Source organism: Rhizobium grahamii (genome assembly GCF_009498215.1).
In the GTDB taxonomy this organism is placed as follows: domain Bacteria; phylum Pseudomonadota; class Alphaproteobacteria; order Rhizobiales; family Rhizobiaceae; genus Rhizobium; species Rhizobium grahamii_A.
Map to the genome: position 1 here is coordinate 696,574 of NZ_CP043499.1, position 23,072 is coordinate 719,645.

The following is a 23,072-nucleotide window of genomic DNA, read 5'->3' on the forward strand; positions in this document are numbered from 1 at the left end:
CAGTCGGTCACTGTTTCGGCGGCACCGATTTCTTGCGGGTCGCGGGTTTCCGGGGTGTCAGCGGCAAGCCGGCGTCGCAATTCCGTGCAATCAGGGTTTCGGTGATCGACGCGTCTGCATAGGTCTCCTGCATCCGAATGTAGATTGCCGACAAGCTTGGGTCGAGGGAGAGCGCCTGGCGAACCAGAAGCTCGGCCCTTTCGATGTTGCCGCACGCCATGTTTGCCGCAACCTGATAGAGCGAGGTCCGCCGGGTCTGGAATGGCAGCGTCAGGGCAGCGCGCACCATCTCCTCGAAGCGTTCCAGCGCGTAGAGCGCCGCAACGCGCTCTTCAGTAATCCAGACCGGTAGAAAAGGATCGAGCGTCTCGGCGCGATCAAGCATATCAAGCGCGCGTTCCGGCTCCCCGGCATAAACATAGAAAGCGGCGCTGCGACCGAGGATATAGGCATCGTTGGGTGCAAGTTCGTGGGCGCGGATGTGGTGGTAACGCGCCGAAGCGAAGTCGCCCGATTTCATCTTGATCGCGCCCATGATGCGATGCGCTTCGGGGTCTGTTGGATCAAGCGCCAGCGCATGCGCGACCTGCAGCTCAGCCCGAGAGAGGTCGAAGCTCGGCAAATTGCTCCACGAGCAGACATGCATCGCAAAGGGCCGGCCGAAACCCGGATCGGCGGCCATCGACCGCTCGAACCATGATATCGCTTCGTGGATATGGTTGTCAGACACGCCGGTCAGGCGGTGGTGGTCGAGCCCGCGTAGATAATACTCATAGGCCGTCATATTCTCCGGACGCTTCAGCCGAGCCGCTGCCAGTTCCGATTGCTCAACGCGTCCAGAAACGGTCGCGGCGACGCGCGCGATGATTTCGTCCATGACATCAAGCAATTCATGAAACGGACGCCTGATACGGTCGGACCAGATGACGAGACCTTCTCCGGTCTCCAGAAGCGAGATATTGATCCGCAGATCGTCTCCCGCTTGCCGGATCGAGCCACTGATGACGTAGCCAACGCCGAGGATGCGTCCGATCTCGACAGGGTCTCTCGTCGCTAGCGCGCTGGCTGCCGTCCGGGAGCTGACGAACACGCCCTTCAGTCGGCTGAGCTCGAGCGTCAAGTCGTCTGTGATGCCCTCGGCCAGAAAGTGCTGGTCTGCAATGGCGCCCGGAGCGACATCAAACCGGGCGACAGCTATTGAGTTCGTGCGTGGCGATTGTGCAGTGCTCGGTGCGGATCGGGTCGGTGCGAACTGATAGAGGTGGCGGTCGACAAGATCGGTGACGCGATATATTCGGATCGGCTCGAAGATCCCCTTCAACTGGCGCTCGCCGATGTCTTCGAAACCGCAGGGCGAGACGCGCCGAACCTGATCGTAAAGCAGTCCCGAAACCTCGATCGCGCCAGGCGGCGCGGATGCCTCGATGCGCGCGGCGATATTCACGCCGTCGCCGCGAAGGTCCGAACCCACGACAACGACATCGGCGACATGAAGGCCGAACCGCATGTCGCCGCCGCTCGATCCGGGAAGGGCTGCGATCTCGGCGCGCGCCTCGATCGCGGATCGGAGCGCGTTGACCGGGCTGCCGAACTCGGCAAGCAGGGCGTCTCCCGCCGTGCCGAAGACGCGGCCGTCGTGACGCTGGACGACCATGCGAACCGTATCGAGCGCGGCGCCGATGCGGGCAATCGCGTCTTCCTCGTCCAATTCCATAGCGGGGGTCGAACCGACGAAATCCCCAACCATGATCGTGGCCAGCTTGCGCTGCATGCTCGCTACCCCACAACAGAAGCACATGAGGATGCTAGTTTAGCATATTAGCGATCGCTTGGTGTTTGTGATTGGAAAGACGCTTGCGCGAAGCAAAGGGGAGCCGGCTGCCGCGTCATATTATTCGGAAAGCACCAGCCGGCTCGAGGTGGCAGCGGAGAGATGTTCGGCGATGGCGCGTCGAATCTCCGTGATCGTATCGAACACGCGGTTGTCGAGGTCGATAACATGGAAACGGACGGCGATGAATCTCAGGCGGTTGTCCACGGGAACCGCGATCCCGACTTCCTGACCATTAAAGACGACAGCTTGCTTGCACATAACAATCCTCCGCCCACGCAAGACCGGGCGCACCATTAGCAAAACGAATGAAAGATTTGCGACGTCGCTAGATGGTCGCGCGCCGAGATCGCACTAAGGCGAGACGAAGTCTTCGCGCCACCCACGAGGAATGGCGATGTCGAATATAGCCGGTCATCACTCCTCCCGATTGATTGCGCCAGGCGAATGCTGGCGACTTGTATGTGAGTAAGATCGTTATCTAAAAAGGTAGTCCAGAAAGCATACCCAAGCAACTGATTTCGGCTACGTTTTAGCGATTTAAATTATATGACAATTACCGCAGTAGCGAAGAGAAAGCTGACGTACGTCCCTCCGTGCGGCGCGTGGAACGGTTCTTGCAAAGTTAGCGATGTGTTAGCTGCGTGAGGTGCGCTTGTAGTGAATTGGCACAGAAATGGTGAATTCGCCCCCTTATTGCTCGTTATGGGTGGACGAGAAAAATACAGACACATCGGGTCGCTTCGTGATGTCGCAGAAACGCTAATCATCTCGTGGCCCTCGGATGACGGTGAGGAATACATGACGGCTATCAAGGCCTGCCTTGAAGCGATCCATGGAAGGGTGGCAGCACACGAGGCCCGCGCCGCGCTTATCCGCGCTGCGGAAGAAGCCGGTATTCCTGTTATCACCGTCGTTCACTGAGAACGGGTATTTAGGGAGTGCGGCGCTGAATTATGCCGCGTGGCAGTGGATCAACGTGGCAAAGCCGTTGCGCGACGTTTCATATCCCTGACCCGTCGAGCTCTTCGACATCCTCGCCCTCCCACGGGGTGGGCATCGAACTACGGCTGAGATTGGCCGAGGGCATCGGCATCCAGCACTTCAGTTCGGGTTCGGCGTATTCGATGATCCGGCCGGGTGAAGAGTCGGACGCCCGCCAACCCTCGGCACCGAACCGATCGCTATGCGACCAGTAGGCAAGGTCAACTTCGGCCGCGCCCTGCTCGGAGGGATGGATCGTGACGAGTATCCGACTGCCGTCTTTCGGCGCGCTCGCCATGTGGCGCCAACGGTCTTGTTCGATCATCCTTTTTCCTCCTGCCTCGCTTCAGGCTGCAAGTGTCGCCTCGCGATACAAGACGGTCAACCCAAACTTTGTAGCGCTGACATCGATTGATTGTCTGGTCGGCCCGAGGCTTCTTCGGCAAGGGTCGCGGTCACAATGTCAGCTATCTCTAGTCGACCCGGTTCTGCACTGATCGGTAGTCGTTCAACGTTGTCGCTGACTCCTGCTGGTGTGATCGGTTGTCGGGGACGGTCCGTGCGATGAGGACGGCGAGAACACAAAGCGCCAGCCGCCAGGCGAAGGCGCGGAGGAGAGCTTCTGAAGCATCCATGGTTTATCCCTGCATTGGAAAACGATGCGCCAAGGATCGTGAACAGGCGACTTTGCACAATGCGCAAGATACAAGGGGACCCTACGGAAAATCCGAAGACCTCTGGACGTGGTGAGTTATGCGCTTTGACTTGACCGATCTCCGCCTGTTTCTTCAAGTCGTCGAGGCGGAGAGCATCACACAGGGAGCAGAGCGGGCAGGGATGGCCTTGCCATCAGCGAGTGCCCGTATTCGGGGTATGGAGGAAATGAGTAGGGTCTCGCTACTTGACCGAGGCGCGCGCGGGGTTCGCCCGACCGCCGCCGGCGAAGCGCTTGCTCATCACGCGCGCATCGTTCTCGGGCAGATGGAACAGATGCGGGGCGACCTCCAACTTTATGCGCGCGGCCTGCGAGGCAAGATCCGGATTTTGTCGGGCAGAGCCGCAATGGCTCATCTTCCTGATACGCTACGCCGATACCTGCTGGCGCATCCGACAATCGACATCGACCTTGAGGAGCGGCAAAGCCCCGATGTCGTCGCAGCGGTGGCCGGAGGCCATGCCGACCTCGGCATCGCCGCCGACACGACTGATACGGGAACACTTGAAACCCGGCCGTTCGAAATCGATCGCCTGGTGTTGATCACCCCGGCGACCATGCTTTCGCCAGCCGCGACGAGGTGGCGTTTGCCCAGGTGCTGGACCAGCCATTCATCGGTCTCCCGGCCGAGAGCGCGCTGCAGGGGCATCTGGCCACCCATGCTGCCCGGGAAGGCAAGCCCTTCAAATTGCGCGTTCGCCTCGACAGTTTCGAGGACATTTGCGCGATGGTGAGCAGCGGCGTCGGGCTCGCCATTGTGCCCGAGGTCTACGCGCGGAGGTACGAGGCGGTGATGGCTTTCCGGATCGTGGCGATAACGGACGGGTGGGCACTGCGGCACCTTCTCATCTGCGCGCGCAGTTTCGACGCGCTTCCGGTCCATGCCCGAGCGCTCGTCGAATATTTGTCGAATGACGCGGGTGATCGCTGAGTGAACGCTGCGCCCGGCAGCGTGCTTGCACGACTTTGAAGAGGCAGCGTTCAATCCTGGAGGGATCTGACCGGTAGAGCCTTGCGCCCCATGCTTAACCGATGAAATCCGCGAAATACCACTTTTTTACCCGAGAGAGTTTATCGTGCCGCGCGGTCTTGGTTGTCAGGGCAAAAGCCTGTAAGACCTCGACCGAACAAACCTGCCGCTCAGTGGCGCTGCGTTCCAGCGCCATACACTCATGACGTTGGAATTGCGATGAACCTTTACGTGGATTATCTGGCCGAGATCAAAAGCAGAGAAACTCAGGGGCTCGCGCCCAAGCCGATCGATGATGGCGCGCTTACCGCTGAAATCATCACCTTGATCGAGGATGCCGGCGGCGAATATCGCGCCGATGCGCTGAAATTCTTCATCTACAACACGCTGCCGGGTACGACGAGTGCCGCTGGCGTCAAGGCCGCCTTCCTCAAGAAGATCATTCTTGGCGACACCATCGTCCCTGAGATCACCCCCAAATTCGCCCTCGAGCTGCTGTCGCACATGAAGGGTGGCCCGTCGGTGGGAGTGCTGCTCGACGTCGCGCTCGGCAACGATGCCGAAATTGCCTGTCAGGCCGGCGACGTGCTGAAGACCCAGGTTTTCCTCTACGACGCCGACATGTTCCGCCTGCGCGATGCCTATAAGGCCGGTAATGTCGTCGCCAAGGACGTTCTCGAGAGCTACGCCAAGGCCGAATTCTTCACCAAGCTTCCCGATGTCGAGGACGAGATCAAGGTCGTGACCTTCATCGCCGCCGAAGGCGACATCTCGACCGACCTTCTGTCTCCCGGCAACCAGGCACATTCGCGCTCCGACCGCCAGTTGCATGGCCAGTGCATGATCACGCCTGAGGCCCAGGCCGAGATCGTCGCGCTTCAGCAGCAGCACCCAGACAAGCGGGTGATGATGATTGCCGAAAAGGGCACGATGGGCGTTGGTTCCTCGCGCATGTCCGGCGTCAACAACGTGGCGCTGTGGACCGGCAAGCAGGCCAGCCCCTACGTTCCCTTCGTCAACTTCGCCCCGGTCGTTGCCGGCACCAACGGCATCTCGCCGATCTTCGCGACCACGGTCGACGTCACCGGCGGCATCGGCCTCAACCTGAAGAACTGGGTCAAGAAGCTCGACGACAGCGGCAAGCCTATCCTCAACAATGATGGTAACCCGATCCTCGAGCAGAAGTTCTCGGTCGAGACCGGCACCGTGCTGAAGATCGACGCGAAGAACAAGAAGCTGCGCGACGAAGCTGGCAACGAGCTGGTCGACGTCGCCTCTTCCTTCACGCCGCAGAAGATGGAGTTCATGAAGGCTGGCTCGTCCTACGCCATCGTCTTCGGCAAGAAGCTCCAGACATTCGCCGCCCAGACGCTCGGCATCGAAGCAACGCCGGTCTTCGCGCCGAACAAGGAAATCGCGATCGAGGGCCAGGGCCTGACGGCGGTCGAGAAGATCTTCAACCGCAACGCTGTTGGCGTGACGCCCGGCAAGGTGCTGCATGCCGGCTCCGACGTTCGCGTCAAGGTCAACATCGTCGGCTCGCAGGACACCACCGGCTTGATGACCGCGCAGGAACTGGAAGCGATGGCGGCCACCGTCATTTCGCCGCTGGTCGACGGCGCCTACCAGTCGGGCTGCCACACCGCATCCGTATGGGACAAGAAGGCCCAGGCCAATATTCCGAAGCTCATGTCCTTCATGAACAACTTCGGCGTCATCACCGCCCGCGATCCGAAGGGTGTCTATCACTCGATGACCGACGTCATCCACAAGGTGTTGAACGACATCACTGTGGACGACTGGGACATCATCATCGGCGGCGACAGCCATACCCGCATGTCGAAGGGCGTCGCCTTCGGGGCTGACTCGGGCACTGTTGCGCTGGCGCTCGCCACCGGCGAAGCCACCATGCCGATCCCGCAGTCGGTCAAGGTCACCTTCAAGGGCACGATGCAGCCCTATATGGACTTCCGCGACGTCGTGCACGCCACCCAGGCGCAGATGCTCAAGCAGCACGGCGACAACGTCTTCCAGGGCCGCATCATCGAAGTCCATATCGGCACGCTGCTCGCCGACCAGGCCTTCACCTTCACCGACTGGACGGCCGAGATGAAGGCCAAGGCCTCCATCTGCATTTCGGAAGACGAAACGCTGATCGAGTCGTTGGAAATCGCCAAGTCGCGCATGCAGATCATGATCGACAAGGGCATGGACAACGAGGCGCAGACCCTGAAGGGCCTGATCGCCAAGGCCGATCGCCGCATCGCCGAAATCCGCTCGGGCGAAAAGCCGGCGCTGACGCCTGACGATAACGCGAAGTATTTCGCCGAAGTCGTCGTCGATCTCGACCTGATCGACGAGCCGATGATCGCCGACCCAGACGTCAACAATGCCGACGTCTCGCGCCGCTACACCCACGACACGATCCGCCCGGTCTCCTACTATGGCGGCACCAAGAAAGTCGACCTCGGCTTCGTCGGCTCCTGCATGGTGCACAAGGGCGACATGAAAATCGTCGCTCAGATGTTGAAGAACATCGAGAAGAACGAGGGCAAGGTCGAGTTCAAGGCGCCGCTCGTCGTCGCCGCTCCGACCTACAACATCATCGACGAGCTGAAGGCCGAAGGCGACTGGGAAATCCTCCAGAAGTATTCAGGCTTCGAATTCGACGATGTGAAGCCGAAGACATCGAACCGCACCGAGTACGAGAACATCCTCTATCTCGAGCGTCCGGGCTGCAACCTGTGCATGGGTAACCAGGAAAAGGCCGAGAAGGGCGACACCGTTCTCGCCACCTCGACCCGGCTGTTCCAGGGCCGCGTCGTTGAAGACACGGCGGAAAAGAAGGGCGAGTCGCTTCTCGCATCCACGCCGCTGGTGGTCCTCTCTGCGATTCTCGGCCGCACGCCGAGCATCGAAGAGTATCGCGTCGCCGTCGAAGGCATCAACCTGACGAAGTTCGCGCCGCCGAAGACCAAGCCGATCGACAGCCTTTCGGTTCACTACTGATAATTTCGCACTCGGGAAGCTCTCCCGAGTGCGTTGTTCTCTCAGGCGACATGAGATCGCCGGTAATGGTTGTCGTGTTGCCGCTGCTGCGGCGGCGCGGCAGTAAAGCGCGGTCATGATTGGCGCGACATCGATCCCGTTGCGCCAAATGTCTGTCAAGTGCGCGTGCATGCAAACCGCAGAGGATCATCTTGAGGATTCTGTCGGTATTGCGCTTCTCCGACAGCATGGGCGCTCAAATTCTTCGACACCTGCGGACATGATCTCGATGCTGAGTGCCAGCACGCCCCGACTCCTGTCCGGCCGATGTTGAATGTAGTCGGTCACGGCCAAGCAGCGTCGAAGCCGCGGGCTCGGATTCGTCCCAGCTGTTCCGTCGCCATTGTGCGCCGAAGCGTCTTGCGTTCTCTTTAGTGCAATCTTGGAGTGGGCCCAGTTCGGTGCCTCCGAAGACGCCGGCTACAAGTAAAATGCTTCCGGGTCCAGCCATTCTCGCCCTTCGGTGTTCCCGTCCCAATCTTTGGGCCTTGGACTTTCACCACCACGCACGAGGAAGCAGAAGTCGGCGCGCTCGGCGTGATGTGAAATATATTTCCGATGATGAATTATATTGACTATCAGTCCTGATTGCCCTCTACTGCCCTCATCGAACTTCGAGGAGGAAGTTCGGTTTCAACGCGATCAGCGGCGTCCGTGTGACGCCCTCGGGCTTTTGGGAGGGGCTTCGGCCTCGAGGAGGAATCTTGCGCAAATTTATCGGCTCGACCGCCATGGCGGTTCTTGCAACCACGTTTCTGGCGGGCACTGCAGCGGCGGCAACGGACAATCCGTTCCGTTGCAAGCCGGGCGAAAAATACGTGATGAACGTGATGGTCTCGGGCGTGGAATACTGGTTCCCCGTCTATGAAATGTTCAAGCAGGCCGGCCAGCAGTTCGGCTGCGAGACGGAATACACCGGCACGCCGGAATATGACGTCAACAAGCAGATCGCCAGCTTCGACCAGGCGCTGGCGCAGAACCCGGCCGGGATTCTCGTCCATCCGATGAACTCCGATCCGTTCATCGAGCCGATCAATCGCGCCATCGGCCAGGGCACGGCGGTTGTCACCTTCGCCGCCGACTCGCCGCTGTCGAAGCGCGTTTCCTTCATTACCTCGGACAACACACGCGAAGGCACCTACGCCGCCGACGCGATTGCCGAGAAGATGGGCGGCAAGGGCGAATATGCGGTGCTCGAAAATCCGGGCCAGGACAACCACGACAAGCGCATCGCCGCCTTCATCAGCCGCATGGAGACGAAGTGGCCGGACATGAAGCTCGTCGGTCGCGCAGCCTCCAACCAGGATCCGACGAAGGCCTATCAGGGGCTTTCGAGCATCATCCAGGCCAATCCGAACCTTGGCGCTGTCTTCATGCCGGAGGCGAATTCGGCGATCGGCGCATCGCAGGCCAGCAAGGAAAACGGCGGCAAGGTGCTTGTCATGTGCGCCGACGTCAACGCCAACATCCTGGACATGATCAAGGCCGGCGAAGTCTTCGGCTCGATCAATCCGAACCAGGGCATGCAAGGCTATATGGGCTTCATGCTGCTCTGGCTGGCCAAGCACCCCGAGCTGATCGACCCGATGAACGACGCCAAGCGCTCCGGTTTCAACCCGATGAGTATTCCAGTCGTCGATAACGGGCTTTCGATCGTGACTGCCGAAAATGCCGACGACTTCTACTGGGACAAGTACCTGAAGCGTCGCGGCACCAAGGGTATCGAGGAGTAACCTCCCGGGTACGCGCCATCCGCGTCATGCGGCGCGGATGGTGCTCCACGGAGGAGGAGGACGAAGATGGCTGAACGGGTTCTGTCGATCCACGGCGTTAGCAAGCAATTCGGTGCTATCCAGGCGCTGACGAATGTCGATTTCACCCTGGAGAAGGGGGAAGTCCACGCGTTGTGCGGCGAAAACGGCGCCGGGAAATCGACGCTCATGAACATCATTGCCGGCGTTGTGCAGCCGACCGAGGGCGAGATCCGGGTCGACGGCAGGGCTGTGCGGATATCGTCGCCTGCCGCCGCGCAGATGCTCGGCATCGGACTTGTCCACCAGGAAATCGCGCTTTGCCCGGATGCGACAGTCGCCGAGAACATGTTCATGGCGGCCACCAACCGCCGCCGCTCGCCTTTCATGAACTATCGCGCGCTGGAGCGTGACGCGCAGGCTGTGATGAACCGGCTTGCCGCCATCGACGTCCGCCGGAAGGTTGCAGACCTGCCCATTTCCAGCCAGCAGCTTGTCGAGATCGCCAAGGCGCTGACACTCGACTGCCGTGTGCTGATCCTCGACGAGCCGACCGCGGCCCTGACGGAAACCGAGGCGCAGCAGCTTTTCTCGATCATCCGCGATCTCAAGGCGAACGACATCTCGATTATCTACATCAGCCACCGCATGGCTGAGATCTTCAGTCTCTGCGACCGGGTGACGGTCTTCCGCGATGGCCGCTACGTCTGCACCGATCGTATCGCTGACGTGAGCCCGGATGATGTCGTTCGCCGCATGGTTGGCCGCGAGATCACGCAGCTTTATCCTGATAAGCTCGGACCGGTCGACGTCGGCGCTGAGACCATCCTGGAGGTTGACGGCCTGAGTGACGGTGAGCGGTTCCATGATGTGTGCTTTGACCTGCGCAAGGGTGAAATTCTGGGCATCGGCGGGCTTATCGGTTCCGGCCGTACGGAGATTGCCGAAGGCATTTGTGGACTTCGCTCACGCACTGCCGGCGCCATCCGCCTTCATGGTAAGCAGCAGGCGATCGGCACCTACGCGGATGCGGTCAAGGCCGGCATTGTTTATCTCTCGGAAGACCGCAAGGGTTCCGGCGTGTTCCTGGAGATGTCGATCGCCCAGAATATTTCGGTGCTGAACCTCAAGGCGTTCACCAATCGCGCGGGCCTGCTCAACGGCCGTGCCGAAGCAGCGCTTGCAGAGGATTTCGCGCGCCGGCTCGGCGTGCGTATGGGCGGCGTCGAGGCACCGGTCAAGTCACTTTCAGGCGGCAACCAGCAGAAGGTGGCGATCGCCAAGCAGCTCGCCGTCAGGCCGAAAGTGATCCTGATGGACGAGCCGACGCGGGGCATTGATGTCGGTGCCAAGACCGAGATCCACCGCCTGTTGCGAGAGCTTGCGCGTTCCGGCATCGGCATCGTCGTCATTTCGTCGGAGATGCCGGAACTGCTTGGGCTTTGCGATCGGGTTCTGGTGGTCAGGGAGGGGCGCATCGCGGGCGAACTCAGTGCAGACAATATGACGGAAGAGGCCGTGATCCGCCTGGCATCAGGGATCGGCACGGCAAGGACGGCAGATCATGCCGCGTGAAGATGGAAGGGGAGAGACGGGCATGGCGATCGATACGATGACGTCGGAAATACAGAAGACAGGGGCGTGGAAACGCATCGGCACGATGCGCGAAGCGGGATTGATCGCAATCATCCTCGCCCTCTGCGTCGCCATGAGCTTTGCCTCGCCGTACTTTCTGACGCTCGGCAACTTCCGCGCCCTGCTGATGAGCTTCTCGGTAGAGGGCATCGTCGTCGTCGGCATGACGATCCTTTTGATCGTCGGTGGCATCGATCTGGCTGTCGGCTCGGTCGTCTGCTTTGCCATGGTGCTTTCCGGCTCGCTGTTCCTTGCCGGGCTCGACCCGTGGACCGCATCGCTGATCGGCATCCTTGCCAGCGGCGTCATCGGCGCAATCATGGGCTTCTTCGTGACCGTGGTGGGGCTCAATCACTTCATCACCTCGCTTGCGGGCATGGTGATCGTGCGCGGGCTCTGCCTGATCATCACCAAGGGCACGCCGCTTTCGCTCTTCACACTGCCGGCCGGCTTCAAAGCCGTTGGTCAAGGCACGTTCTACGGTGTGCCGTATGTCATCCTGATCTTCGTCGCCGTTGTCGTCCTCTTCGATTTCCTGCTGCGCCGGGCAACGGCATTCCGCAAGGTGTTCTACACCGGCAGCAACGAGAAGGCGGCGCTCTATTCCGGCATTAAGACCAACCAGGTGAAGTTCTGGGTCACGGTGCTCTGCTCCACGCTCGCAGGTGTCGCCGGGGTGATTTACATGTCCCGCTTCGGCGCCGCGACACCGACCTTCGGTGTTGGCATGGAGCTCAACATCATCGCGGCAGCGGTGATCGGTGGCGCCTCGCTCAACGGCGGTTCCGGCACCATCCTCGGCGCCATCCTCGGCATTGCTTTGCTCTCGGTCGTCACCTCGTCGTTGATCCTGCTGAACGTATCCGTCTATTGGCAGGACATGATCAAGGGGTGCATTCTCCTTGCCGCCGTTTCCATCGATCATTTCCTGCACAAGCGGAAGGCCGTCTGATATGCCGATCGCCAGACTGAAACCCAAGACCACAGCGCCGCGCGAGGAAATCGTCATCGCGCGCCAGATGCACCAGGCGCTCGTGCTGCACTTTCTTGAAGGCCTGACCCAGGCGCAGATCGCCGACCAGCTCGGCATCTCGCATGCGACCGTCAACCGGTTGATCAAGCGTGGTCGCCAGCTCGGCCTCGTCGAGATCAAGATCAAGTCGCCGGTCGAGCCGCTGGTGGATATGGAAGAGCGGCTGCTCGCGCTTGGCGGCATCAGCCGCGCCGTCGTGGTGCCGACTGTTTCCGACAACCCGCAGACGGCACTTCAGGCGGTCGGCGAGGCGGCAGCCCGGCTGTTGATCGAAGAAATCGCCGATGGCGACACGATCTGCATCACCGGCGGCAAGGGTGTCAGCGCCGTCGTCGCCGGCCTGCAACCGGGCCGCCGCTTCGATGTCGAGGTTATTCCCGCGACCGGCTGCGTTCAAGGCAAGCACTATACCGACGTCAACCATGTCTCGACGCTGATGGCCGAGCGGCTGGGTGGCCGCTCCTATCAGATCCATGCACCGCTCTTTGCCGACAATGCCGAGCAGCGCGCGATGCTGATGGCCATGCGCTCCGTGGCCGATGTCTTCCAGCGGGCGCGAGAGGCGAAGGTTGCCGTCGTGGGCATCGGCTCGATCCTGAGCAGCGACTCGACCTATTACGACCTGCATCCATCATCGAGCACCGATCGCATGGCGATCGAGCACGCCGGCGCGAGTTCCGAACTGCTTGCACACCTGCTCGATGGCGCAGGCGAGCTTTGTGACTACAGCCTCAACCGGTCGCTGGTCTCGCTGACACTGGAGGAGTTTGCCTCGATCCCGACGAAGATCGGTGTCGCCAGCGGGTTGAACAAGGCGGGCTCCATCCTCAGCGTTCTCAGAGGCAATCATCTCGACACGCTGGTGACCGACGAGGCGACCGGGGCGCGCATTCTTGAAATAGCATCCGAGGAAGGACATCAGGCATGAGCGGCGAACAGTTGACCCGCGAGATCGGGCACTCCGGCGTCAAGGCCTCGGCTGTCGGGCTTGGAACATGGGCGATCGGCGGCTGGATGTGGGGCGGGACCGATGAGGCTGAATCGATCGCCGCCATCCATGCTTCGCTGGATGCGGGTGTCACGCTCATCGACACGGCGCCCGCTTATGGGCTTGGCCGCTCGGAGGAAATCGTCGGCAAGGCGCTTGCCGGACGTCGCGACCAGGCCGTCATCGCGACGAAGTGCGGTCTCGTCTGGCACACGCAGAAGGGCCGCCATTTCTTCGATCAGGACGGTAAGCCGGTTCACCGCTATCTTGGCCGGGACGCGATCATCCATGAGGTGGAAGAAAGCCTGCGCCGCCTCGGTACGGATCATATCGATCTCTACATCACCCACTGGCAGGACGCGACGACACCGATCGAGGAGACTGTCCGGGCGCTGGAAGAGTTGAAGGCGGCGGGCAAGATCCGCGCGATCGGCGCCAGCAACGTCGATCGGTCCGAGCTTCAGCGCTACATCGAAACCGGGTCGCTCGATGCGATCCAGGAGCGGTTCAGCATGATCGATCGCGAGATCGAGGCGGACCTGCTGCCGCTCACTATTGCAAGCGGCGTGTCGACGCTCAGCTATTCCTCGCTGGCGCTCGGGCTGCTCTCCGGCACGGTCGGGCCGGACCGCATCTTCTCGGGCGACGACCAGCGCAAGGACAACCCGCGCTTCTCGGTCGGCAATCGACAGAAGGCGAAGGACTTCTCCGATGCCATTCAGCCGGTCGCCGCGCGACATGATGCGAGCATTGCCCAGGTGGTGATCGCCTGGACGCTGGCGCAGCCGGGGATCACCTTTGCGCTCTGTGGCGCTCGCAACCCGGCGCAGGCGCTCGACAATGCAAGGGCCGGCACGCTTCAGCTTTCGGTCGACGATCTCAAGGCTATCGACGCGGCGCTCTCAGCCAAGCTCGCCCATATGGACGGATAACGGACTAGCATCATGAACCGTAAAGAGACATTGGACGGGCTTCGCAAAAGCCCGAAGGTGGACGTATGCGTCGTCGGCGGCGGGATCAACGGGCTCAGCGTCTTTCGCGAGCTGGCGTTACAGGGCGTCAATGTGCTGCTTGTCGAGCAGGGGATTATTGCTCCGGTGCCAGTGCCGCGCTTTCCCGCATGGTGCATGGCGGGCTGCGTTATCTCGAGAACGGCGAATTCAGTCTCGTGCAGGAATCCCTGGTCGAGCGGGACCGGTTGCTGCGCAATGCGCCGCACTATGTTGCGCCATTGGCGACGACGGTTCCGATCTTCGACGTGTTTTCCGGCCTTGCCAATGGCATCGTCCGCTTCCTTGGGCTTAGCCGCCGGCCGAGCCGTCGTGGCGCCGTAGTCATCAAGGCTGGGCTCAGCATCTACGACTTCCTGACGCGCAAGCGGGCGCTGATGCCGCGCCACCAGTTCCGCGGGCGCAGGAGCACGCTCGCCAAATGGCCGGCGCTCAATCCCGCGATCCGCAACTCCGCAACCTACTACGATGCCTGGGTAAGCCACCCGGAGCGCATTGGCATGGAATTGTTGGTCGATGGCCTCACGTCGAGTGCGAACGCCGCTGCGCTGAACTACGCGACTGTCGAACAGAATTCGGGCGGAGAATTTCTGCTGCGCGACAGTCTCTCGGGCGAGACGCTGACAATCAAGCCGGCATTGATCATCAACGCGACCGGTGGCTGGATCGATATCGCCAACGGCGCGCTCTTTCTGGAGAAGGCCCGCCCTGCACCGTTGATGGGGGGCACCAAGGGCTCGCACCTGATCATCGACAATGCCGGCCTGCGCGAGATGCTCGATGGCCACATGATCTACTATGAGAACGAGGATGGGCGCATCTGCATCCTCTTTCCCTATCTCGGGAAGGTGCTGGTTGGCTCGACGGACATAAGGGTCGATGACCCCGGCGCGGTGCGCTGCGAGACGGATGAGCGCGATTATATTCTGCAGTCGCTTGCCTTCGTGCTGCCCGGCGTCGTGATCCGGCCGGAGGAGATCGTCTTCCAGTTTGCCGGTGTGCGGCCGCTGCCCGCCAGCAAGGACAGCTTTACCGGCCGCATTCCGCGCGACCATTTCTGCACTGTCATCGAGGGTAGCGACGGCGGCCCACCGGTGCTCTGCATGATCGGCGGGAAGTGGACGACCTTCCGCTCGTTTGGCGAACTGGCCGCCGACATGGCGCTGGAGCGCCTCGGCCGGAAGCGCCGGCTCGATACGGCGGAGCGCACATTCGGCGGCGGACGCGATTTTCCCGACGATCGAGGCGATTGGCTGCGGCGGCTCGCGGCGACTACCGGTCTTGCAGAGGATCGCGCCGCGGCGCTCTTTGGCCGCTATGGCACGGATGCAGCCGAGGTCGCCCGTTTCATTGCGGCGGCGCCTGATCGCATGTTGCCTCATGCCGGCTACAGCGCTCGCGAGCTCATCTTCCTCATTCGCGGCGAAGCGGTGGAGCATCTGGACGACATTCTGCTGCGGCGCACGACGCTTGCCATCACCGGCGAACTCTCCCTCGAGATGGCGGATGCCGTTCTTGAGATTCTCGCCGCCGAAAAAGGCTGGCCGCCTCAGCGTGCCGCCGAGGAGCGCACCCGTTTCCTAACCCTCATACGCGAACGCCACGGCGTCTGCGAAGAAACCCTTTCCGCAAGGAACGAACAAAGGAGTGAAGTATGCGAGACAACCGCAAAGTCCGGATGAACCGGCTGTTCGGCAACGGCCGTTGCCTAGATGTCGCGATCGACCATGGCGTCTGCAACGAGCCATCCTTCCTGGATGGCCTGGAGAACATGCCCGCTGTCGTGAAGGCGTTGGTCGATGCGAAACCCGATGCGATCCAGATGAATTACGGCCAGGCTGACTTGCTGCAGGACCTACCGGGCAATGACAAGCCTGCGCTCGTCATGCGCCTCGATATGGGCAATCCCTATAACCGCATTCGCCATCGCGACATGTGGGCGGTGCTGCAGAACGAGGCCGAGCCCCTGGTTGGCGCGCTGCAGATGGATGCCGCCTGCGCCGTCGTGAACCTCTTCATGCTGCCCGACGAGCCGGATCTCTTTCGCCAGTGCGTCCAGAACATTTCTCGCGTGCGGGCCGACTGCGAGAAGTACGGCATGCCGCTGATGATCGAGCCGCTGGTCATGCAGCCGGTGACCGAGCGTGGCGGCTACATGGTCGATGGCGATGCCGACAAGATCGTCACGCTGACACGTCTTGCCCGGGAGATGGGCGCCGATATCGTCAAGGCGGATCCGACGACGAACGCTGATGATTTCCACCGCGTGGTGGAGGCGGCGCGCTGCCCGGTGCTGGTGCGCGGCGGTGGAAAGGAAGACCTTGGAGCCGTATTTGCCAAGTCCGCGGCCTTGATGCGGCAGGGTGCAATGGGCATGGTCTATGGGCGCAACATCTACCAGCATGCCAATCCGAATGCGGTAGTGCGCGGCCTGATGGCGATTATTCACGAGGATGCGAGCGGCGAGGAGGCCTTCGCACTTTATCAGCGGGGGTAATCGCGACGAGTTTCCTCGACTCCGGCAGGGAGGAGAGGGGAAGGCGCTGGGCTTTCGTTCGAAAGCGCGCATAACTGTCAGAACCTTGGGAGGGGTTCGGAATGGAAGGATATCTGTTGGGGCTGGATGCCGGAAACACCGTCATCAAGGCCGTGATCTTCGATCTTAAGGGCCGGGAAGTGGCCTATGCCGGGGAGGAGGGTCACAGCCACATGCCTTGCCCGGGCCATGTCGAGCGTGATCTCGGCGAACTCTGGGCCAACGCAAAACGGGTGATCCGTGCCTGCCTCGACAAGGCGAATATTGCTGCCAAAGATATTGCCGCGATCGGCTGCGCGGGGCATGGCAATGGTCTATATGCGCTCGATCGCGACGGTCAACCGCTTCTCGGCATCCAGTCGCTCGATACGCGCGCGACCGGACTTGTCGAGGAATGGGTGGCGGAAGGCGTTGGTGACCTTACAGCCCCGATCGCCCGCCAGCGCCCTTGGCCCTCCCAGACGCCGACACTGCTTGCCTGGCTGAAGCGCCACCGGCCGGACCTGTTCCAGCGCATAGGCACGGTCTTCTTTTCCAAGGATTTCGTCGTCAACCGGCTGACCGGCAGCCGCGTCAGCGAAGTGTCTGACATGTCCGGCGCCGGTCTGCTTGATCTTGCGGCCCGTCGCTATGACAGGACACTGATGGCGGCCTACGGTCTTGCCGACAGCATGCACATGCTGCCGCCGCTAATCGAAAGCGCCGATATCGCGGGACATGTCACGGAAGAGGTCGCGGCCGAAACCGGGCTTGCGGCAGGCACGCCTGTCATCGGCGGGCTGTTCGATGTCGTGGCGTCGGCACTCGGCTCGGGCGTGTCGCGCACCGGCAGCGCCTCTGTTATCGCCGGCACCTGGAGCATCAACCAGGTGATCATCGATAGCCTCGATCTCAATGGCCCGTCTTCATGTCCTCCACCTTCGATCGCGGCCGCTATATGGCGATGGAAAACAGCGCGACCTCGGCCGCCAATCTCGAATGGCTGGTGCGAGAGTTTTTCGATGAGGAGCATCAGGAAGGCGTTTCGCCATTCGATGCGGCCTGCGCGCTTGCAGCAGCGGTCACACCGGCAGCGGACGATCCGCTCTATCACCCTTATCTCTATGGCGCCCAGCAGGATGGCCATGCGCGGGCTGGCTTCTACGGCATGGCTGGCTGGCATACCAAGGGACACCTGATCCGGGCGCTTCTGGAAGGCGTCGCCTTCGGCCATCGCCAGCATGTCGAGACGATCCGCAAGGCAGGTGCGATGTTCGAGGAGGCTGTGCTCTCCGGCGGTGGCTCGCGCAGCAAGCTCTGGCCGCAGATTTTCGCGGATGTGCTCGGCGTTCCCGTCACTGTTGCCGTCTCGCGGGAAACCGGGGCGCTTGGGGCCGCAATCGCGGCCGGGACGGGTGTCGGCCTGTTTGCCGGTTTCACCGAAGGCGCTGCCGCGATGGTTCGCACCGACCGGCACTATCAGCCGAACGGCGCGCTTTCGGCCCACTATAACCGTCGCTACGGGCTCTACCAGGATATTGCCGAGGCGATGACGCCGCTCTGGCGGCGCCTTTCGGAGGCGCAGAGCCTCGCAACAGGAGTTGCAGCGTGACCATGTCCATGAATGAGACGCCGGTGGATGAAGGCAGCTACGATTTCATCGTCGTCGGCGCGGGGTCGGCCGGTTGCGTGCTGGCAAACCGGCTCTCGGCCGACCCAAAAAACCGCGTGCTGCTGCTCGAGGCCGGCGGCTCGGATCGATATCACTGGGTGCATGTGCCGATCGGCTATCTCTATTGCATGGGCAACCCGCGCACCGACTGGATGATGAAGACGGCCGCCGAAAAGGGCCTCAATGGCCGCGCCCTGAACTATCCGCGCGGCAAGGTGCTCGGTGGCTGCTCGTCGATCAACGGCATGATCTACATGCGTGGGCAGGCGGCGGACTACGATGGCTGGCGGCAGGCTGGCAACGCGGGTTGGGGATGGGACGATGTGCTGCCCTATTTTCTGAAATCGGAAGACAACTATCGCGGCAAGTCATCCATGCACGGCGCGGGCGGTGAATGGCGCGTCGAGCGCCAGCGGCTGTCCTGGCCCATTCTCGATGCTTTTCGTGATGCGGCGGAAGAAATCGGGATCCGCAAGACCGAGGATTTCAACGACGGCGACAATGAGGGTTCCGGCTACTTCGAGGTTAATCAGAAGGGCGGCTTGCGCTGGAACACGACGAAGGCTTTCCTGCGTCCGGCAATGAAGAGGAAGAACCTGCGCGTGCTGACCGGCGCCGAGACGGAGCGGTTGGAATTCGAAGGTAAGACGGCGGCCGGTGTAAGGTTTCGCCTGAATGGTCGCCCTTGTGTCGCCCGCGCGTCGCGCGAGGTGGTTCTGTCTGCAGGTGCGATCAACTCGCCGAAAATTCTGGAGCTTTCAGGCATCGGGCGGCCAGACTTGCTCGCGAGCCTGGGCATTCCGTTGCATCATGAGCTTCAGGGCGTCGGCGAAAACCTGCAAGATCACCTGCAGATACGAACTGTGTTCAGGATTGAGGGCGCGCGCACGCTGAACCAGCTTTACCACAACCTGTTTACCCGTGCCGGCATGGGTTTGCAGTATGCGATCAGCCGTTCCGGCCCGCTCTCGATGGCGCCAAGCCAGCTTGGTATTTTCGCCAAGAGCGACCCGTCGGTTGCCACCGCCGATCTCGAATATCACGTCCAGCCGCTCAGCACAGACCGGCTTGGCGAGCCGCTGCATCGCTATCCGGCGGTGACTGTCTCTGTCTGCAATCTCCGGCCGGAAAGTCGCGGCACCGTGCACATGACCACACGCGATGCCTCGTCAGCTCCCGAAATCCGTCCCAATTATCTGTCGACAGTGGGCGATCGGCTGCTGGCGGTCAATTCTATCCGCCATGCCCGCAGCCTGATGGAAACGAAGGCCATCTCCCGGTTTCGACCGCAGGAGATGCTGCCGGGGAGGGAATATCAAAGCGATGACGAACTGATCCAGCGTGCCGGCGATATCGCCACCACGATCTTTCATCCTGTCGGTACCTGCAGGATGGGAAGCGATCCAACGTCGGTGGTGGATACGCAGTTGCGCGTGCATGGGCTTGAGAAGCTTCGCATTGTCGATGCCTCGGTCATGCCGACGATCGTGTCCGGCAATACGAACTCTCCCGTGATCATGATCGCGGAAAAAGCAGCGGCGATGGTGTTGAGCATGCGGTAGCTGCAACGATGGTCTCGTCCTTTTCGACGAGGCGAAGGACTTCCTGAGCAATGGCTTCGGCTACGCTGCGATCATGAATACCCGTCCGGAGACGATCGGCTACGGTACCGCGGACTCACCCGTCGGACTGGCTGCGTGGCTGTACGACAAGATCGCCGACTGGGTGTTTTTCCGTGGGGAGCCGGAAAAGGCTCTATCGAGGGACGCGATACTCGACAACATCACCCTTTACTGGCTGACCAATACAGGCCCATCGAGCGGACGCATTTATTGGGAAAACACTGTCGCGGGTGCAAAGCTATCGTCTGTTCAAGTCCCGGCCGGCGTCACCGTGTTTCCCGGCGAGGTATATCGACCTCCGAGAGAGTGGTTGGCCCGCGCATATCCGAAGCTCGTCTATTATAACGTTGCTCCGCGCGGAGGTCACTTCGCCGCTTGGGAGGAGCCCGAACTCTTTGCTCAGGAAATCAGGGCAGCGTTTCGGAATATGCGATAATAAGCCTGGTAGGCCGAACCTATCAGCATTGAGGGAAGAGCATGCCGTTCGTCGATTGCAGTCGGCGAAACGTCACTTTGCTGGGTCGACCGCGCCCCGCAGGCTTAGATCGCTGCAAGTGACCTGACGACATCGCTGATTCAAAAGCGGAATTTCCCTTTCACTCTCTAGTACGAACCGATCGGGCACTCCAGCGCCGAAGGCTATCTCTCCCTTGGGTGAAGTGAAAAATGTACACAACCGTCGTAAAAATACTCTCTATAGAATATAAAATAGACATTGTTGTACATTTTGCTTGTTTGATCGGCGCCGGTTTGTTACATCTTCCTTCACGGCGACTGAGGAAGCGAAAGCATCACCCTTCCAGTTCTCGTTGAAAGTGCAGCAGAACGCAGATCGACTGACGACATAGCGTCTAAGCATGCATCGCCTCGCGCGATTGGTTTTTCCGCATTGAGTTTGGCCAGGACGTTCGCGGCCGCCTGTCCTTTTAAGAAGAGCCGCTCCAAAAAAAGGGAACAAAATGAGGAAATTACTCGCATCGACATGTCTGGTGGCGGGCGTCATCGCATTGTCTCACTCGGCAAGTGCTGCGGAATGCGGCGATGTCACCCTCGCGCTTCACAACGTTCAGAGCGCCGAAGTTCTGACCTACGTTGACAAGTTCATTCTCGAGAAGGGCTTTGGCTGTTCCGTTGAAACGATCCCCGGCGACACGGTTCCATCGACCACGTCGATGGTTGAAAAGAGCCAGCCTGATGTTTCGTCCGAGACCTGGGTCGACCTTATTCCTGAAATCGTTCCGCCCGGCCTGAAAGATGGCAAGATCGTCAAAGGCAGCAAGGCGCTTCCTGACGGCGGCGTACAGGGCTGGTGGATTCCCAAGTATCTCGCTGATGCGCATCCCGATATCAAGACTGTCGAAGACGCCCTCAAGCATCCCGAACTCTTTCCGGACCCGGAAGATTCAAGCAAGGGCGTGATCTTCAACGGCGCGCAGGGCTGGGGCGCCACCGTCGTAACCGCGCAGCTGTTCAAGGCCTATGACGCGGAGAAGAAGGGATTCACACTGATGGATCCGGGGTCCGCGGCTGGCCTCGACGGTGCGATCGCAAAGGCATACGAGCGCAAGGAAGGCTTCATCACCTACTATTGGGCTCCGACCGCATTGCTCGGCAAATACCAGATGGTCATGCTGAAAACGACAGCGGCGCAGGATCCCGCGGAGTGGAAGCGCTGCATCACCAACTTGGCTTGCCCGGATCCGAAGGTGGCAGCATGGCCCGTCGACAACGTCTATACGGTCCTGACCAAGAAGTTTGCTGACCGTGCGCCGAAGGACGTCATGGACTACTTCAACAACCGTGGCTGGAGCAATGAAACCGTCGGCAAGCTCATGGCGTGGGAAACCGACAACCAGGCGACCGGTGACGAAGGCTCGAAGCACTTTCTCAAGGAGTATAAGGACATCTGGACCAAGTGGGTTACGGATGACGTGGCCAAGAAGGTCGAAGCTGCCTTGTAATCATACCGGAGCGCGCGGCGAACCTGCGCGCTCCCTGACTTGTTGATCGACCGCGCAGAACAACGAGACTTTGTTCTCGCAGGCCTCGGCGCACTGCTTTCCTTTTCGGAAATGTCCCGATCCCAAACCTCGCAAGTCTCGGCCAACCGTGACAGCTCGCGATGACCTTACGGATCAGTTCGGCTTCCTGCCTGAAGGCGACCCCACGTGTAAAGTGGGGTATCTCAAGTTCCTACTTCAGCATCGGCCAAGTGTCGGAGAGCTTGTAGCCTCCGGGGAATGGATCGGCGGGATCGAGCATCAATTGGGCGGTCCCGCTGATCCACGCACTGCCAGTGATCGACGGCACGATCGCTTTCTGGTCGGCGATCGTCGTCTCCCTGACGATCTTCCCGACGAACTTGGTGCCGATGATTGAGACGCCGGTCAGGCTCTCGCCTTCGTGCAACTGGCCGCGCGCGTTGAGAAGTGCCATACGCGCCGAGACAGCCGTACCGGTCGGCGAGCGGTCGATCTTGCCGGGTTGGATGGCGACGACGGATTTTGCCTGGAGGTTGCCATCCTCGCGATAGGGCTTCCCAGCGAAGAGGCAGAACGAGATATGGTTCCAGCCCGTATCTTCGGGATGCGAGAAGCCCAACTGTTGGTTTGCCGCATTGGTGATCTTGATGCCCGTTTCGGCGATCAGTCGGGCGTTCTCGGGAGCAAGCTCGATGCCGACCTGTTCCGGGTCCACGACGACGAAACTGTCACCGCCATAGGCTGTGTCGACGGTCAGCTTCCCAATTCCGGGTACGTCGAGCGTCGCATCCAGCCTCTGCGCGAAGCTCTTTACGTTGGTCACCGTGATACGTTCGGCCTTGCCGTTGCGGCATTGGGCTTCCACCTCGACGAGCCCGGCGGGCGCTTCAAGAACCATCTTCGTGACAGGTTCGGTCATCGGGATAATGCCGCTGTCGAGCAAAACGGTGGAGACGCAGATCGAGTTTGATCCCGACATGGGAGGCGTGTCTTCCGGTTCCATGATAATCCAGCCCATCTGTGCCTTGGGGTTCTTCGGCGGTACCAACAGGTTGACGTGCCGGAAAACGCCGCCACGCGGCTCGTTGAGCATGAAGTTCCGTAGCGTTTCGTCCTTGGCAATCCATCTCGATTGTTCCCAGATGGTCTCGCCGGGTGGTGGAGCAACGCCGCCGACGATGACGTCGCCGACTTCGCCTTCCGCATGGCAATTGACGACGTGGACGATTTTGGTAGTGCGCATCCTTGATCTCTTTCTTTGGTTCTCGCTGGTTCGTGCAGCGGATGTTCCCAGTAGAAGCGAGGTTCCCGCAAGC

Annotated in this window: 15 protein-coding genes and 3 pseudogenes; 14 read left to right on the top strand and 4 right to left on the bottom strand. The window is 60.8% G+C overall.

Annotation, left to right across the window (positions count from 1 at the left end; genetic code table 11):
* Window positions 1-7: 7 nt before the first annotated feature.
* Together FZ934_RS22095 and FZ934_RS22100 are read right to left on the bottom strand one after the other, a co-directional pair.
* Window positions 8-1,771 carry an adenylate/guanylate cyclase domain-containing protein gene (locus tag FZ934_RS22095; protein WP_153273020.1) on the bottom strand — a complete coding sequence of 588 codons (1,764 nt, stop codon included), beginning with the start codon at window positions 1,769-1,771 and terminating at the stop codon, window positions 8-10.
* A gap of 120 nt (window positions 1,772-1,891) precedes the next feature.
* The gene (locus tag FZ934_RS22100) at window positions 1,892-2,092 is read right to left on the bottom strand and encodes a hypothetical protein (RefSeq protein ID WP_153273021.1); all 201 of its coding nucleotides are present in this window, start codon (window positions 2,090-2,092) and stop codon (window positions 1,892-1,894) included.
* A 399-nt stretch (window positions 2,093-2,491) separates the two neighbouring features.
* Here FZ934_RS22100 and FZ934_RS22105 point away from each other — a divergent pair, with 399 nt between their 5' ends.
* On the top strand, window positions 2,492-2,755 hold the full coding sequence (locus FZ934_RS22105; protein ID WP_056811629.1) for a DUF982 domain-containing protein: 264 nt from the start codon (window positions 2,492-2,494) through the stop codon (window positions 2,753-2,755).
* A gap of 79 nt (window positions 2,756-2,834) precedes the next feature.
* On the opposite strand, the gene FZ934_RS22110 is transcribed toward FZ934_RS22105, so the two are convergent.
* Complete coding sequence (locus FZ934_RS22110; RefSeq protein ID WP_153273022.1) at window positions 2,835-3,140, bottom strand: hypothetical protein; 306 nt, start codon at window positions 3,138-3,140, stop codon at window positions 2,835-2,837.
* A gap of 428 nt (window positions 3,141-3,568) precedes the next feature.
* Between FZ934_RS22110 and FZ934_RS22115 the strand changes: the two are divergent.
* From FZ934_RS22115 to FZ934_RS22175, 13 genes and pseudogenes are all read left to right on the top strand, one after another.
* Window positions 3,569-4,461, top strand: a pseudogene (locus FZ934_RS22115) (LysR family transcriptional regulator).
* A gap of 258 nt (window positions 4,462-4,719) precedes the next feature.
* Complete coding sequence (locus FZ934_RS22120) at window positions 4,720-7,509, top strand: bifunctional aconitate hydratase 2/2-methylisocitrate dehydratase (protein WP_153273023.1); 2,790 nt, start codon at window positions 4,720-4,722, stop codon at window positions 7,507-7,509.
* A gap of 770 nt (window positions 7,510-8,279) precedes the next feature.
* A complete protein-coding gene (locus FZ934_RS22125) occupies window positions 8,280-9,281 on the top strand; it encodes a substrate-binding domain-containing protein (protein ID WP_432443662.1) in 1,002 nt (333 codons plus the stop codon).
* 66 nt (window positions 9,282-9,347) lie between these two features.
* Complete coding sequence (locus FZ934_RS22130) at window positions 9,348-10,874, top strand: sugar ABC transporter ATP-binding protein (protein WP_153273025.1); 1,527 nt, start codon at window positions 9,348-9,350, stop codon at window positions 10,872-10,874.
* 22 nt (window positions 10,875-10,896) lie between these two features.
* A complete protein-coding gene (locus FZ934_RS22135; protein ID WP_194273869.1) occupies window positions 10,897-11,886 on the top strand; it encodes an ABC transporter permease in 990 nt (329 codons plus the stop codon).
* A 1-nt stretch (window position 11,887) separates the two neighbouring features.
* Window positions 11,888-12,895, top strand: coding sequence for a sugar-binding transcriptional regulator (locus tag FZ934_RS22140; protein ID WP_153273027.1), 1,008 nt, complete (start codon window positions 11,888-11,890; stop codon window positions 12,893-12,895).
* On the top strand, window positions 12,892-13,887 hold the full coding sequence (locus FZ934_RS22145; RefSeq protein WP_153273028.1) for an aldo/keto reductase: 996 nt from the start codon (window positions 12,892-12,894) through the stop codon (window positions 13,885-13,887). Before FZ934_RS22140 ends, FZ934_RS22145 begins: the two co-directional genes overlap by 4 nt.
* A gap of 65 nt (window positions 13,888-13,952) precedes the next feature.
* Entirely contained in the window at window positions 13,953-15,647 is a 1,695-nt protein-coding gene (locus FZ934_RS22150; RefSeq protein ID WP_246738018.1) for a glycerol-3-phosphate dehydrogenase/oxidase, read from the top strand.
* Window positions 15,620-16,462 carry a class I fructose-bisphosphate aldolase gene (locus tag FZ934_RS22155; RefSeq protein WP_153273029.1) on the top strand — a complete coding sequence of 281 codons (843 nt, stop codon included), beginning with the start codon at window positions 15,620-15,622 and terminating at the stop codon, window positions 16,460-16,462. Before FZ934_RS22150 ends, FZ934_RS22155 begins: the two co-directional genes overlap by 28 nt.
* 101 nt (window positions 16,463-16,563) lie before the next feature.
* Window positions 16,564-18,092 (top strand): annotated as a pseudogene (locus FZ934_RS22160) (FGGY-family carbohydrate kinase).
* A 2-nt stretch (window positions 18,093-18,094) separates the two neighbouring features.
* A complete protein-coding gene (locus tag FZ934_RS22165) occupies window positions 18,095-19,714 on the top strand; it encodes a GMC family oxidoreductase (protein WP_153273990.1) in 1,620 nt (539 codons plus the stop codon).
* Window positions 19,715-19,721: 7 nt separating this feature from the next.
* Window positions 19,722-20,210, top strand: a pseudogene (locus tag FZ934_RS22170) (alpha/beta fold hydrolase); the annotation flags it as partial.
* Window positions 20,211-20,733: 523 nt separating this feature from the next.
* Entirely contained in the window at window positions 20,734-21,735 is a 1,002-nt protein-coding gene (locus FZ934_RS22175) for a glycine betaine ABC transporter substrate-binding protein (RefSeq protein ID WP_153273030.1), read from the top strand.
* 232 nt (window positions 21,736-21,967) lie between these two features.
* Here the strand turns inward: FZ934_RS22175 and FZ934_RS22180 are convergent, their stop codons facing one another.
* Window positions 21,968-22,999: a trans-3-hydroxy-L-proline dehydratase gene (locus FZ934_RS22180; protein WP_153273031.1), complete on the bottom strand. Its 1,032-nt coding sequence runs from the start codon at window positions 22,997-22,999 to the stop codon at window positions 21,968-21,970.
* Between the last annotated feature and the right edge of the window lie 73 nt (window positions 23,000-23,072).

What these genes read in the sequence shown, in the direction of transcription:
- FZ934_RS22095 (WP_153273020.1), bottom strand. Translation starts at nt 1,771, where the DNA reads ATGCAGCGCAAGCTGGCCACGATCATGGTTGGGGATTTCGTCGGTTCG.
- FZ934_RS22100 (WP_153273021.1), bottom strand. Translation starts at nt 2,092, where the DNA reads ATGTGCAAGCAAGCTGTCGTCTTTAATGGTCAGGAAGTCGGGATCGCG.
- FZ934_RS22110 (WP_153273022.1), bottom strand. Translation starts at nt 3,140, where the DNA reads ATGATCGAACAAGACCGTTGGCGCCACATGGCGAGCGCGCCGAAAGAC.
- FZ934_RS22120 (WP_153273023.1), top strand. Translation starts at nt 4,720, where the DNA reads ATGAACCTTTACGTGGATTATCTGGCCGAGATCAAAAGCAGAGAAACT.
- FZ934_RS22125 (WP_432443662.1), top strand. Translation starts at nt 8,280, where the DNA reads ATGGCGGTTCTTGCAACCACGTTTCTGGCGGGCACTGCAGCGGCGGCA.
- FZ934_RS22130 (WP_153273025.1), top strand. Translation starts at nt 9,348, where the DNA reads ATGGCTGAACGGGTTCTGTCGATCCACGGCGTTAGCAAGCAATTCGGT.
- FZ934_RS22135 (WP_194273869.1), top strand. Translation starts at nt 10,897, where the DNA reads ATGGCGATCGATACGATGACGTCGGAAATACAGAAGACAGGGGCGTGG.
- FZ934_RS22140 (WP_153273027.1), top strand. Translation starts at nt 11,888, where the DNA reads ATGCCGATCGCCAGACTGAAACCCAAGACCACAGCGCCGCGCGAGGAA.
- FZ934_RS22145 (WP_153273028.1), top strand. Translation starts at nt 12,892, where the DNA reads ATGAGCGGCGAACAGTTGACCCGCGAGATCGGGCACTCCGGCGTCAAG.
- FZ934_RS22150 (WP_246738018.1), top strand. Translation starts at nt 13,953, where the DNA reads ATGCGTCGTCGGCGGCGGGATCAACGGGCTCAGCGTCTTTCGCGAGCT.
- FZ934_RS22155 (WP_153273029.1), top strand. Translation starts at nt 15,620, where the DNA reads ATGCGAGACAACCGCAAAGTCCGGATGAACCGGCTGTTCGGCAACGGC.
- FZ934_RS22165 (WP_153273990.1), top strand. Translation starts at nt 18,095, where the DNA reads ATGTCCATGAATGAGACGCCGGTGGATGAAGGCAGCTACGATTTCATC.
- FZ934_RS22175 (WP_153273030.1), top strand. Translation starts at nt 20,734, where the DNA reads ATGAGGAAATTACTCGCATCGACATGTCTGGTGGCGGGCGTCATCGCA.
- FZ934_RS22180 (WP_153273031.1), bottom strand. Translation starts at nt 22,999, where the DNA reads ATGCGCACTACCAAAATCGTCCACGTCGTCAATTGCCATGCGGAAGGC.